Source organism: Bradyrhizobium sp. sBnM-33 (assembly GCF_032917945.1).
Taxonomy (GTDB): domain Bacteria; phylum Pseudomonadota; class Alphaproteobacteria; order Rhizobiales; family Xanthobacteraceae; genus Bradyrhizobium.
Genome location: NZ_CP136624.1, coordinates 1411164 through 1424339, shown reverse-complemented (window position 1 = coordinate 1424339; position 13176 = coordinate 1411164). Strand labels below are relative to the sequence as shown.

Genomic DNA, 13176 nt, shown 5'->3' with positions numbered 1-13176 from the left:
TGCCGACTAGGCTGCCCGAGTGAATTCGTGAGACGTAACGAGATCAGCAACGGGTCAATCGCATCACTTTGGCCGTCGGCCGACTACTTCCGGTCTTCCCCTGTAAACGGACGTCGTCAGGGCCAGTGAGCATGTCTCAAAAGTGCCAATAACGGTCATTCCGGCATCCCCGCGATCCGGAAAGCCTGCGCCAATCTGTCGATATCTTAGATCTCTCGTGCTTCCTCAATCCGTCCAGACATCGCATGGCATGCCGCCAGAATAAATTGTGCGGGCCGATAATCTGGTTGCTGCCGTAAAGCAGTCGTCGCCCACGTTGAGGCCTCCTCATTGCGGCCGGCGAAAAAATGAGCATAGGCCAGCCCGGTCTGAACGTTGAAGATCCGTTGATCCAGCGGGTTCAAACGCGAGGCGACCTCGAATTGCTCGATCGCGGCATCTACGTCCCCGAGATAAAGGTGGACCCAACCGCCCCAATGTCGTGCGGTAGCCAGATTTGGGTCTAGAGTTATCGCCCGCGAGGCGAGGGCTGCGCCCTCCTCGACCTCACCCACTACGTAAGCGAGCGCATATCCGGCCCATGCGAGTACCGATGGATCGTCTCTATCGAGTTCGAGCGCCCGCCTCGCGAGCCGCCGGGCCTCAGCTATCTCTTGGGCAACAGTATCGATTCTCCAGCCGAAACCTTTCCTTTGTACATAGCAACGAGCGCCGAGCGCATATGATAGGGCGAATTCGGGATCGCGGCGGATGGCCTTTTTGGTGAGCTTGAGCGCTTGAATGTTCGCTTCACGGGCGATCCGATAAACGCAAGCGAGCGCGCGAAGATAATAGTCGTAGGCATGAAGGTTTTCGGTTGGTTTACGCTTTGCTCGATCGATTTCGGCGCGTTCAAGCTTAGGGGAGATTGCGCCGATCACGTTCATGGTGACCCGATCCTGCAGATCGAAAATGTCATCGAGCTGGCTGTCGAACCGGTCGGCCCAGAGATGCGCTCCTGTTGCGGCATCGATGAGCTGTCCCGAGATACGAACGCGATTGCCGGCCTTGCGCACACTGCCTTCGAGCACGTAGCGAACGCCAAGTTCATGGCCGACTTGCTTGATATCGACGGCCGTGCCTTTGTAGGTAAAGGTCGAGTGTCGCGCGATGACGAAAAGCGATTTGGACCGCGACAGTCCGGTAATAATGTCCTCGACCATGCCGTCGGCGAAATATTCCTGTTCCGGATCGCCGCTCATGTTCTGGAACGGCAGCACCGCGATGGAGGGTTTGTCGGGGAAAGGGAGCGGCTGCGCAGTCTCGCTTGACAGGTGTGTTACCATTGCCGGAGAAGAGATTGGGACAATGCGCACGCGCCAGACCCGTATCGGTTCGGCGATATTCTTCAAAGATTGCGAGCCCGTGTCCTCAAAGGTGATATCTACCTTGCCACGAATTTGCCGGTGAGCATCGTCGGAAATGCTAATGCCGCCCGGTTCTGCGATCTCTTCGATACGCACCGCAATATTGACCCCGTCACCAAAGATATCGTTCTCTTCGATAACAATATCACCGACATGAATGCCGATGCGAAATTCGATCCGCTTGACCTGCGGCACATCGATATTTTGTTCGGCCATTCCGCGCTGAATTTCGACGGCGCAGCGTAGGGCATCTACGACGCTCCCGAACTCAACGAGAGCGCCGTCCCCGGTGTTCTTGACGATGCGCCCGCGATGATCGCTGATTTTGGGATCAAAAAGCGTCTTTCTCAGAGCTTTCAGTTGCGCCCGCGCCTTCTTCGTCGATCCCTATCAAGCGGCAAGAGCCCGCAACATCCGCCGCCAGAATCGCTGCCAGTCGCCGCTCTACGTGCTCTCTGCTCAAGATGCACCCCCGGGGCTCGGGGAAATTGAACGTTCATATAGCACAATTGTGGGCCGATGTCCGGCTATGCCCACGTCCGAATCGGGTCAGACTCGGAAGTCAGGCGATGCAATCGCGACTTCCGTTCTTCTCTCAACAACAGACATTCCTGCGTCCGGTTGTGACGTCCGAAAAGTGCCAAGAGCCGACGTATTCAGCACCTTGACGATTGTCTGGCAGGGGCCAGAGGACTAAGCCGCTCGCGCGGTTGTGTGAGGCGACGAGTGATGCGCGCAACGGAGTACCGGCAACACTGCCGCTGAACGCGGCCGTGACATTGCCGGTGCGCTCGATATCCTGCCACCCCATTGGCTATTGAGGTTGTGAGGACCCCGGGCTCCAAGGCACTCCGGGCCTTTGTTTTGAGGTACCGTTGGCAATTTGCACCGCCGCGACGACACCCAGTTCGAGACCAGGCATCTCGGCCTGCAGGATGGCTGGGCCATTCTAAACAATCGACGGGTCGCGTAATTCGGAAGGACTTGAAGTCCAAGGATGATGCGCGGAGCTACATCAACACTGTCTTGCGTTCGCAAGTGGTCGGTCGCTGAATGCTGAAGCTTTGCGACGACAGCACGCCGGCCATTGATACCATTGCCGGCGGGGCTGTGAACGGTCCGCGCGATCTTCGGCTTGATGCCCTTATTGATCAGGGCTGCTCTATATTGCCGGGATGGCGCCATGACCGCACAGGGTATTGGCCGCCACGATACATACGTCCCTCACCACGATAATCCCGCCCAGCTCCGTGCGGATAGCAGCGTCCATCTTTATCATTGAAATCGTAACCGTGCGGACACTGGCCACTGCCCGGGCCACGGAATTGAGCTTGATGAATCAAAGAACCGCTGTCTGCAACGGATGGCGCCGTGTGCACGAGCATTGCGGCAAGAACTATGAGGGTACCTCGAAGCAACATGTTCGTCCTCCCAGTTTACCCACGATGCAAGCAGGTTAAGAAGAACGACACTTGTTCCGATTTGTTCCATCGCCCCGGCGGCAGCAAAGATGCAGATACTTAATATGGAGACTACATGATCAAGCTTACTGCCAAGCAAGCATCGTTCTGCAGGGAATACGGCACGCGCTATTAGATGACAGCACGGCGAAGGTAGATGAGACAGATGCCCTGTTCATGCTGGGGGCGTACGCGGCGTTTGTCTCGTATTTGATAAAGTGATGACCACTTCACCATCGATGATGGCTTCGCCGGGGATATTAGACGCCGAGTGCCAACACGTCCTATCTGTGGGACTCTTGAGCTGTTCCAGACTTAACGAGTTTCAGCGCGCCGTCCTGCACCATCCCGATGCCAGGGGCGTAGTATTTGTAGTCCGTGACGCCGGCCTCCAAGGGAGTTGTCTCCTTGACCTTCAAACAGTTCTTGAACTCCCCCGCCGGCGTTCTGACCGTGTCGGTCAGGCTGATGATCTCGACTCGATCCATAGCCACTCCAGGGGCCACCTCCTGGTAGTATCTCGCATTCACCGATGGCTGGCCCGGGATAAAGAGGCCGAATCTCGCCCCGTTGACGCCCGACAGCCACGCCCCAGAGTGGCTTACGACCTTGCCACCTTCGTAAATGTCCACGTCTTCTCCGAAGTAGAACACGTCGTTGGTCCGCTTGCTGATCGCGAAGTAGTTCCTCGAAATCTCGAACAGCTTGCCGGCCTTGGTTTCTCGCTCCTCGACCACGCGCGTCTGCACCCCATCCACCATTTTGGTCTCGGTCAAGACGGTGATGGTCAACTCTACGTCGCCCCCTCTGAGGACTAAGTAGTGGCCTGGTTCCAAGATGAAGTAAGGGTTGCGACCAGTGGAGGCCAAGTCTTGCTTGTCGATCGGAAACTCCGTGGTCCATGTCTCGGCGCGCAGGGGCGCTCCGAGCATCAGTACAACGATCCAGCCTGCGATGATCAACGGAACCAATGGAAACTTACGCATGATGAGAATCCTTTATTTGCTTAGTGGAACCCACAGTTTGTGTGAGTGTCGATCCACCGACTAGAAGACTTCGCGCCCTCCGATAAAGGGTCTGCGATGATACCTTATCGGGCAGCTAGGCTCACAGTCGGCTGACGCTCGTCGTCAGCACGTGTGGACGGCGCCCTGGCAAGAACTTTCTGACGTTTTGCAGCATTGGTCGGGTGCGGTCACGTGTCCGGCCTTTTAATGCGGCAGGTGTGGCCGCTGGCCCTAATGCTCTGCGCGGATCGGGTCCCAATCGTTCGCATGCACTTGAAAGTGCGTTGACCCAAACGGGCTCTCCCAATCCCCGGAACAACCGTATCTGCATTACGTCGTCATGCCCTCGCCAATCGTTGAAACTCCTGTTGTCTATGCTGCTGGCAGCAATCTTGGCTCTTTGAACTGCTCTCCGCGTACCATCATGGCCCAGGCCATGCGCGCGATCTTATTGGCAAGCGCCACGGCGGCGACCTTGATCGGCCGGCGCTCCATAATATGCGCCAGCCAGAGGCGCCGCGTGCCATGCTGCCGCGCATATCGGATAACGGCCATGGCGCCCGTGACGAGCAGCCATCGCAAATACCGATTTCCCTGCTTTGAAATTCTGCCCAGACGTTCCTTGCCGCCGGTCGAATGCTGCTTGGGAACAAGCCCGATCCAGGCCGCCAGGCTTCGTCCGGACGAGAACTCTTTCCAGTCACCGACTTCTGAGACCAGGGCGGTGGCGACGATGGGACCAACGCCTGGGATCTGCTCGAGCCGGCGACTTTCTTCGCTCGAACGATGCCAGGCATGGATGCGCTTCTCGATAGCTCCGATCTCTGCTGTGATCGCGGCGTGTTGGCCGGCAAGAACATCGAGGCTGAACCGTGCGGCCGCGGGTATCCGACCATCCTTCTCGTCAGCAATGATCTTGAACAGCTCGGCTGTGCCGTTGCGCCCCTTTGCCGAGATAATGCCGAGCTCGGCCAGGTGACCACGGATCGCGTTCGACAGCATCGTTCGTTGACGGACCAGTAGCTGTCGGCTGCGATGCAGCATCAGGCCTGATTGTTGCTGCTCGCTTTTGGTCGGTACAAAACGCATCGACGGACGTGTCACTGCCTCGCAGATCGCCGCAGCATCATTAGCGTCGTTCTTACTGCGCTTGAGATAGGCCTTCACATAACTGGGGGGCATCAGCCGCACCGTATGGCCGAGCGCCCGGAGCTCACGGCTCCAATAATGGGCACTTGGGCAAGCTTCAATGCCAACAACGCAAGCCGGCAAAGTCGAGAAGAACTCCAGCACCTTGGCGCGGCTCACACGTTTGCGGATCACAACCGCGCCATCAACATCTGCGCCGTGAACCTGGAAGACTGACTTCGCAATATCGAGACCGATCGTGCTAACCTCGCCCATGGACGGCTCTCCTCAAAGTGGTTTGCTTCAACGCAACCACCCTATGGCACTTCGATGCCGCAGAGTGGGCGCCGTCCACAGCATCATTCGTTCGCGTCGGTTTGGCCGGACCAGGGCGACTTCCGGTCTACCCGGTGAACGGACATTCTCTGGATAGGCGGGCATGTCTCAGAGGTGCCAGAAACTGACTCATGCACTGCAACAATCAGCCTTCATTCGATCACCTCGTCGGCGGGGCGAGCAGGGACGGCGGCACCGGGAGGCCGAGCAGGCTACCAGCCGCGAATGATGAACCTTGGTCCGCCGTAGCGGCGATCGTAGTAGCCGGGGCCAGCGTAGTAGTTGTAGCCCCGGCCGGGGAAGTAGCTGGGGTCGTAGTAATAGTGCAGGACATAGCGCGGTCCTGGGGTCCGCCAGCAGCGTCCATAATACTCGTTGCAGACCAGACCGACCTGATCGGCGTTGGAGACTTCGGCGGAGCCGATCGTCGTCGCGTTGAGGGGCGCGGCGGAAGCGGCGGACGCGAGCAGCGCGGCACCGAATGCGCCCAGTGCGATGGCCTTCATGGAGTTCTCCCTTCGGTTGGGCGAGACAATCGATCTCTATGACGCGGCGTTCCGGGACTCAACCCTCGCGCCGTCTCATGTTCAGCCTCTGTCGGGGACGACCATGGTATCGAATCAAACCGCCTCACTGAATGGGGCCTCGCACCCGAGGTCAGTCAATGGCAGCTTTGGGTCAACACCGGAAACGCTCGACGAGAACAAACGTTTTCCGCTGGTCACCCAACAACGGACATTGCCAAGATACTTCCGCATGTCGTCGCCTCATTCGATCACCCCACAACGTCGGAGATCATTTGGGTCAAAAGCACCCGGATTAGAGATCAGTCTCGGCAACGCTACCTAGTGCTTCTGAGGATGCACGAGTCTGCAGGGAGCAAGATGCTGCCTCGGGCTTGGTAGCCAACACAGTGTTGTACGGGTTGCCGAAGACAAATGCCTTTGAAGTGCGCCAAATGATCCGTTCCAATTCCACGAATGTGCGCATCTTTAGCCGATACTTCCACAACACCAGGTGTTGAATGAAATTCCACGTGAGGCCCCACGCCCAGAATGGCAGCCGCCGATAACGGATCGGGTTGAAGCCTAATCGGCGCATCTTGTAGACGAGAAGGTTGGCGCCGACAAAATTGTAGCGCCAGTTGTCGAAGAAGGCGGTGACGCTCAGGTAATCCTCTTCACGCCGACAATGATCCAACGACCCCGGTGAGCGGATCAACAGGCTTCCCCCCGGCTTGAGCATCAGCCAACAGCGCGCCAGCCAAGCGTCCAGGTTTTTAGTATAGCCGATCGATTCGAGCGCATAGATGGCCTCAAAACTTTCACTCGGCAGATCGAGGCTGTCGAAGTCGGTAACGATCACCTGCCCACGCCCACCCAGTTTTGCAAATTTCCGCCGGCAGATGTCCGCTTGCACGGATGAGTTGGTGACGCACACAACTTCGATATCTCGCTGGCTGGCGAGGTAGTAGGCCGCCGCGCCAGATCCACACCCGAGATCCAACAGCCGCATCCCGTCCTTCAGCTTCAGAAGAACGCGTTCGGCTTCGTAGAGACGCGAAAATGCGACGCGGGGAAATACGCATGTGCTGTAGTTCGCTTGCTCGTCGCGATACGTCCCGAACACGTCATCATATGTACGCTTCTCGTCGTCGTGCTTAAGAAAGTCGATCGGCTGCGGTGTCCACTCGGTCAGTTGGCGCCGCTCGAATTGATTCAAATCGTGCCCGATCTTGCTCGCGTCCTTCGGTTGAGTCACCAAGAGAAAAAGTACGTAATGAAAAACGTTGTATGATACGAACAGCGAGATGATGATCGCCACGAACAACTGAAACGTCATAACAATGTTCAAGGTTGCTCCTGCGACCGCTGAAAAGCTCTGAAAGTGATGGAGAGATTAATCTCACGTCGATGAGGGTCAGGGCCAAGCATGATGCAATTCCATGCGCTTCTTGGTTAGGGCCAATGTCAACTCTCGGTCAAAAGACGACGTGCGCTGCTGCCTAAACTAAGTCGGCTCTATCCCCAAGGACGGACGTCACCGCAGGCGGGGTCGATGTTAGTTTCGTGCCAACAGCAGACGTGCCTCACCAATTCAAGCTTTGGTGTCGCTGATTGGCACGCCGCGACGCCTTCTTGTTTGCGTGCGCATAATACGGGTTGGCAAAGCACTGGGCTCCACGACCCGATGCCGACGCCTGACACTGAGCCAAAGTACCATAGCCACACCCAATGGAAGTGCCGTCTATGGTCGCGACCTGCACGCAAACGGGATAACGCGGATCGTAGGTCTGAGCCTGTACTGCGGAGGTGGCCGCCATCATTCCCATCACGAGGATTGTCCCGATCAGTGCGCGCATTTGAGCCTCCACTACGTCCAACCCACACTCTAGAGACCGCGCAACACGAACGTTATCAAGGTTTCGATTTGGCTCCGGCTGCTTTGATCTGAGTCAAAGCATCGCGAGTAGGGATGCAAACCCGTATCGCTACACGAAGCAGCCGCTCTTCAGGCGGCGCTTTGGGTCACGAGCGGTAATACTTGCGACGAGCAAATCTAGTCGGCTCCGCCCCTGAAAGCGGACCTCATCGGGACGGGTCAGATTTGTCGCGATGGGCCAGGAGACGGGCCGTCCTTCGGGGCGGCCCGTTTTGCGTCACCGGCCAGCGCGAAGAAATCCCCCAATTTGGGGGATTTTCCGCACGCGGTAATGGCCTACGATCCGACGCAGGCGCTAGACCAGCAGGCCGGAGCGCGCCGCCTGAGCTGGCGCTGATCGGCTGGCCTGAGACCCTACCGCTTGTCGCCAAGGCCGGAGTCGCGCTGATTTCGGATATACAGGTCTCGGTCAGCGCTGCTCACACCGCCCGTCCAGAAGACTGGAGACGCACCCACAGCCGGAGACGCAGGCGCAGCGGCGGCAGGCGATGGCTTCGCCGCGTGGCGAGCCTTATTCTTCGCGGCCATAGCGACGGAAGCAGACAGAGTGAGGACGGCAAGACTGACAAGAATGGTTCTGGTCATAGTTGGCTCTTCCCGAGATATCCACCCCAGCACCAAACGACCGTCGCGGACAGAGGTTCCCGCATCAGCTCGCCTTAAATTGCACCTGGATGCCGGCGAGGAAGCGGTGGTTTGGCTAAGGCGAAGCATTGAGGCCAATCGAAACAATCCGCTTTCGCGCTTCTGGCTCGCCGACGCGTTGACGCGGATTGGCGAACTGAATGAAGCGAAGGCAACCGCGCAGGCAGCCCTGGCCCTTGATCCGATCTTTACCATCCGTCGCTTGCGCGCGACCGCGCCCAGCAACAATCCGGCCTTCCTTGCCGGGCGCGCGCTGTTTTACAGGGGTCTGCGGCTGGCCGCGGTGCCGGAGGGTTGATGTCCGCGATGGGTCAAACTGAGAAGTCCTGAGGTGCAGCCGGGAAGTCGGCTTTGCTTTCAAGAACGGACATCGTCAGTCTAGCCTCTGAGGTCCGAAAAGTGCCGATTGTGTTGCAAAAGTCGAAAATCGAACAGCACCAAAAATCTCGCGAAAGTTGATTTTTTGACTTCTCTGCTGCTGCGTCGCTTTTCAGCGCCACTACGGAGGTCCGTGATCAATTTTGGATGAAGCGACTTGGCCCCCCTCACGTCGCCGCGCGTAAAACGGATCAGCGGCTCTAAGAATTTTCGTTCGCCACCCCAAAAAAACTTTTGCAACATGGGGTAATTCCGGGATCGAGCCAGACAAAAGGCAAAGGAATCAGCTCTCCAGGAACGTAAGAGGCCAGCCTCATGTGGCCTCGCAACGATGGAGAGCGGCAATGGAATACTTTGTCGGACTGGACGTATCGTTGAAGCAGACATCGATCTGCGTGGTCGATCAGACGGGGTCGGTCGTGCGAGAGGGCGTGGTCGATTCAGATCCTGAGGCGATCTCAGTTTACGTGAGGTCAAAAGCGCCGGATGCAGTACGCATCGGCCTCGAGACCGGCCCAACGTCCACCTGGCTGTGGACCGAACTTAAGCAGCTTGGCCTACCGGTGATCTGTATCGACGCGCGCCATGCCAAGGCCGTGCTCAAGATGCAGATCAACAAAAGCGACCGCAACGATGCTATCGGGATCGCCCGCATCATGCAGACCGGCTGGTTCAAAGAGGTGCACGTCAAGGATATCGACAGCCATTCGGTCAGGGCGCTGCTGGCGAGTCGGGCGCTGCTGGTCAAGATCAAGCGCGATCTTGAGAACCATGTTCGCGGCCTTCTCAAGAACCTCGGTCTTGTCATCGGCCGCGCCACGTTCAATGTCTTCGCCGTACGAACCGAGGAGTTGATCGAGGGCCGTCCTGAGCTGATAGCTGCGATCAGACCGCTGCTCGAAGCGCGCAATGCCGTTGGGCAGCAGGTTAGCGAGCTTGACCGCAAGGTTATGAAACTGGCCCGCCATGATGCGCAGGTCCGCCGATTTATGACGATGCCTGGGATCGGTCCGATCACCGCGCTCGCCTTCAAGGCAACGATTGACGATCCGGCACGGTTTGCGCGATCGAGAAGCGTAGGTGCTTATGTCGGGCTAACCAGTAGACGCCACGCCTCCGGAGAGCTCGATTGGTCAGGTCGCATCTCGAAGTGCGGCGACGCGATGCTACGAAGTTACCTGTTTGAAGCAGCCGGGGTTCTGCTGACGCGCGTCCCGAAGTGGTCCGCCGTGAAGGCTTGGGGGGTTAGGCTCGTCAAGCGCAACGGACTCCGCAAGGCAAGGTCGCAGTCGCGCGTAAGCTCGCGGTCATTCTGCACCGCATGTGGATCGACGGAACCGAGTTCAACTGGTCGAAAAAGGAAATTGCTGCCTAGCGAGGGCATTACAGAGTTTCTGCCAAACGGCGGGAAAAGACGTCCCAGCCGGGACGATGGCGATGGTGAGTTCGACAGATTTGGTGCGAGCGTTGGAAAGGACGACCGCGATTGCAACATTGAACCGCCAACGTCACCTTACGCCATCATGCGGAGGGTTCACCCTACCGCGGAGAGAACAGTGGGCCCGGCAAGGATGATCGTGGAGAGCTTGACACCCAGACCCGGAATTAGAGAACACAATCTGCCAATAGCTGAAGTGAGCCACCTGAGTGTCGATTTTCATTCCGGCAGTCCAGCTTGGCGCAAGCCCTCCTCGTATCGGGAAACGTTCTCGGCCTTTTGATAAGGCCCCAGCCCGTCCTTCAAATTGGAAAGAACCAGCGTGGGATTTAGCTCTCGCAGCCTGGCCAACAAATGCCGGGCCTGCTCCATATGTCCAGCCATCGCGTTGCTTGCGGCAGCGATGCGCAGCGCAGGTTGGAAGTTTGGATTGTCCCGCAATGCCATCGCAGCCCAGCCTGCCGCTTCTTCGTAGCGGCCGGCAAAAAAATATGCATGCGCGACGCCGCTTCGCATTCCGCCCATCCGTGGATCTAGGGGATCCAGGCGCATAGCACGCCCGAAGCGTTCGATCGCTGCTTCGGGCTCTCCGAGCCAACTTTTCACCCATCCACCGAAACGCCACGCCTCCGCCAGATTGGAATTCAGCACAAGCGCCCGCTCCATTAAGTCGGCGGCTGCGCCGAGATCGTGAACGACAAACGCTAAGGCCCATCCGCTCGCGGCGAGCGCGATCGCATCGTCTCTGCCCAGTTCGATCGCTTTCCGAGTGAGCCGCACAACCTCGGCTATCTCGTTCGGAGTGAGGACAATCCAACCATCGGCCTTAAGGCGGGCGAAACAGGAGGCGGCACGCCCGTAGGCACATGCGAAGTCTGGATCAACCTCGATTGCACGATAGAACAGGCGTAGCGCCTCTTCGTTCGCTCGCTGGCTGGCAAACTGGTACAGCTTGGCCATTCCGCGCAAATAGAAGGCGTAAGCATCCAGACTCTCTGTCGGTTTACGCTTGGTGTGCTCGATCTCCGCCTTTTCCACGGCCGGTGCAATGGCGGCGACAACGCTCTCGGTCACTCGATCCTGCAAATCAAATATGTCGCCAAGCCCACCATCGATCCGGTTCGCCCAAAGATGTCCCCCGGTTGCAGTATCGAGGAGCTGTGCCGTGATCCGTATGCGGTTTGCTGCTTTGCGGACGCTTCCTTCCAGAACATAGCGCACCCCAAGCTCGCGCCCGACCTGCTTCACATCGACCGCTCGCCCCTTGTAAGTGAAGCTGGAGTTCCGAGCAATGACGACCAACGCCTTGAAGTGAGATAGCGCCGTTATGATGTCATCGACCATTCCGTCAGCAAGATATTCCTGTTCCGGATCGGCGCTCAGGTTGACGAAGCAAAGAACCGCGATTGAAGGCTTATCAGGCAGCCTGAGAGCCGGCTGATGCGGCTCTATCGGGCGACCGGCGATGGTTGGATCTGCGTCCCCCTGTGCCTCCTGCACGCGTCCGATGAAGCGGTAGCCCTTGCGCGGCAGTGTCTTGATGAGGCGCTGCTCATCGCCGGAATCGCCGATCGCGTTCCGAGCTGCATTCAGCCGGGTCGTCAGAGCGGCGTCAGATACGACACGGCCGTTCCAGACCGCCTTGATAATCTCTTCCTTGCTGAGGACGCGTTCCCTGTTGCAAATCAAGTAGTCGAGCAGATCGAATACTCGTGGCGGGACGGAAACTAGGTCTGTCCCGCGGTACAGTTCGCGCCGTTCAGCGTCAAATACGAACTCATCGAAGAAATAGCGCAAGGTGCCATCACCTAGGTTACGTGCGACGGTGCTGGTGCCGAAAGATAAGCCATCGGTGAGCAAATAGTAAGCCGGAGGTTAAGCGCGTGCTGACAGGGCCTGGTACGGTCTTCGCGTGAAGATTCAAATCGTTGAACACAGGTCGCTGAAGGAGAATGCCATGTGCATTGCCAGTCGATCCGTCGCTGTCGTCGGCCTCCTGCTGGGCGCCATCTTTTACTCAAGTTCTGCTGCCGTTGCCGGCGACTGGCCGCATCGCACCGTCCGTTTAATTCTACCCGTGCCGGCGGGAGCCGCGGCGGATTTCACCGCCCGGCTCTTTGCCGAACGACTCTCCCGACGTTGGGGACAGCCCGTCATCGTGGAAAACCGGCCAGGCGCCGACGGGGTGATAGGAGTCTCTGCCTTTCTCGGCACCGATGACGACCATACCCTGCTGTATGCAATCTCGGCCGTTTTTACCGTCCATCCGATTACGCAACAAAAGCTGCCCTATAATCCGGTTCGTGACCTCGTCCCGATCTCCCCGACTTCGGACGTTGTCCTTGCAATCGCGGCCTCCGAAAAGAATTCAATCCGCTCGCTCGACGACTTAGTTCGAACGGCTCGCGCTCAACCGGGCAAGCTGAACTGGGCCGCTTCGCCTGGTCTTCCGCCTTTCGTTACAGGCGGGTTCTTCAAGAGTTCGAAACTGGATCTCGCTTTTGTGTCATATCGCGACGTTAGCCCTGCTCTCCAGGATCTTGGCGAGGGCCGCATAGATGTATTCGTTCACGCGCTGGGTGTGATCATGCCGCAGGTGCAGTCAGGCAGAGCGCGGCTGCTTGCAGTAGCCAGCGACGTTCGCGTGCCGCTTGCTCCAGATGTGCCGACCGTAACCGAAGCCGGATTCCCCGAGCTTCGAATGGACGGCGTTGTCGGATTTTACGGCAAACGCGGACTGCCCGATACACTGCGCGACCGGATTGCATCTGATGTCCGCGCAGTCGCAAGCGATCCCGACGTTCGTGAAAGACTGGCCGCCGTTGGACAGACCGCTCGTCCAGGTACCGCGGCCGATTTTGCCGCTTTGCTGGATCAATACCGTCGACGCCTTGCCGATCTCGCGAAAACCATCGATTTCAAAGCGACCCAGTGAC

At 58.0% G+C, this 13176-nt stretch carries 10 protein-coding genes; 3 read left to right on the top strand and 7 right to left on the bottom strand.

Annotated elements, in window-relative coordinates:
* Window positions 1–206: 206 nt before the first annotated feature.
* The 6 genes from RX328_RS06695 to RX328_RS06670 form a co-directional block, all read right to left on the bottom strand.
* A complete protein-coding gene (locus RX328_RS06695) occupies window positions 207–1709 on the bottom strand; it encodes an adenylate/guanylate cyclase domain-containing protein (RefSeq protein WP_317258791.1) in 1503 nt (500 codons plus the stop codon).
* A gap of 1441 nt (window positions 1710–3150) precedes the next feature.
* On the bottom strand, window positions 3151–3852 hold the full coding sequence (locus RX328_RS06690) for a hypothetical protein (RefSeq protein ID WP_213257116.1): 702 nt from the start codon (window positions 3850–3852) through the stop codon (window positions 3151–3153).
* 393 nt (window positions 3853–4245) lie between these two features.
* The gene (locus tag RX328_RS06685) at window positions 4246–5277 is read right to left on the bottom strand and encodes an IS110 family transposase (protein WP_317258574.1); all 1032 of its coding nucleotides are present in this window, start codon (window positions 5275–5277) and stop codon (window positions 4246–4248) included.
* A gap of 272 nt (window positions 5278–5549) precedes the next feature.
* Complete coding sequence (locus RX328_RS06680; RefSeq protein WP_213257522.1) at window positions 5550–5843, bottom strand: hypothetical protein; 294 nt, start codon at window positions 5841–5843, stop codon at window positions 5550–5552.
* A gap of 313 nt (window positions 5844–6156) precedes the next feature.
* Complete coding sequence (locus tag RX328_RS06675; protein WP_213257532.1) at window positions 6157–7191, bottom strand: SAM-dependent methyltransferase; 1035 nt, start codon at window positions 7189–7191, stop codon at window positions 6157–6159.
* Window positions 7192–7426: 235 nt separating this feature from the next.
* Window positions 7427–7699: a DUF3551 domain-containing protein gene (locus tag RX328_RS06670; RefSeq protein ID WP_213257534.1), complete on the bottom strand. Its 273-nt coding sequence runs from the start codon at window positions 7697–7699 to the stop codon at window positions 7427–7429.
* A gap of 771 nt (window positions 7700–8470) precedes the next feature.
* Between RX328_RS06670 and RX328_RS06665 the strand changes: the two genes are divergently transcribed.
* Window positions 8471–8722, top strand: a complete 252-nt coding sequence (locus RX328_RS06665) for a hypothetical protein (RefSeq protein WP_317258630.1) — start codon at window positions 8471–8473, stop codon at window positions 8720–8722.
* A 424-nt stretch (window positions 8723–9146) separates the two neighbouring features.
* Window positions 9147–10523: an IS110 family transposase gene (locus RX328_RS06660; protein ID WP_317258629.1), complete on the top strand. Its 1377-nt coding sequence runs from the start codon at window positions 9147–9149 to the stop codon at window positions 10521–10523.
* On the opposite strand, the gene RX328_RS06655 is transcribed toward RX328_RS06660, so the two are convergent.
* Window positions 10460–12037: a winged helix-turn-helix domain-containing tetratricopeptide repeat protein gene (locus tag RX328_RS06655; protein WP_213257510.1), complete on the bottom strand. Its 1578-nt coding sequence runs from the start codon at window positions 12035–12037 to the stop codon at window positions 10460–10462. The genes RX328_RS06660 and RX328_RS06655 overlap by 64 nt on opposite strands.
* Window positions 12038–12152: 115 nt before the next feature.
* Here RX328_RS06655 and RX328_RS06650 point away from each other — a divergent pair, with 115 nt between their 5' ends.
* Window positions 12153–13175 carry a Bug family tripartite tricarboxylate transporter substrate binding protein gene (locus RX328_RS06650; RefSeq protein WP_213257500.1) on the top strand — a complete coding sequence of 341 codons (1023 nt, stop codon included), beginning with the start codon at window positions 12153–12155 and terminating at the stop codon, window positions 13173–13175.
* Window position 13176 lies beyond the last annotated feature (1 nt).

Coding starts and splice junctions, on each gene's coding strand:
- RX328_RS06690 (WP_213257116.1), bottom strand. CDS start 3,852: ATGCGTAAGTTTCCATTGGTTCCGTTGATCATCGCAGGCTGGATCGTT.
- RX328_RS06685 (WP_317258574.1), bottom strand. CDS start 5,277: ATGGGCGAGGTTAGCACGATCGGTCTCGATATTGCGAAGTCAGTCTTC.
- RX328_RS06680 (WP_213257522.1), bottom strand. CDS start 5,843: ATGAAGGCCATCGCACTGGGCGCATTCGGTGCCGCGCTGCTCGCGTCC.
- RX328_RS06670 (WP_213257534.1), bottom strand. CDS start 7,699: ATGCGCGCACTGATCGGGACAATCCTCGTGATGGGAATGATGGCGGCC.
- RX328_RS06660 (WP_317258629.1), top strand. CDS start 9,147: ATGGAATACTTTGTCGGACTGGACGTATCGTTGAAGCAGACATCGATC.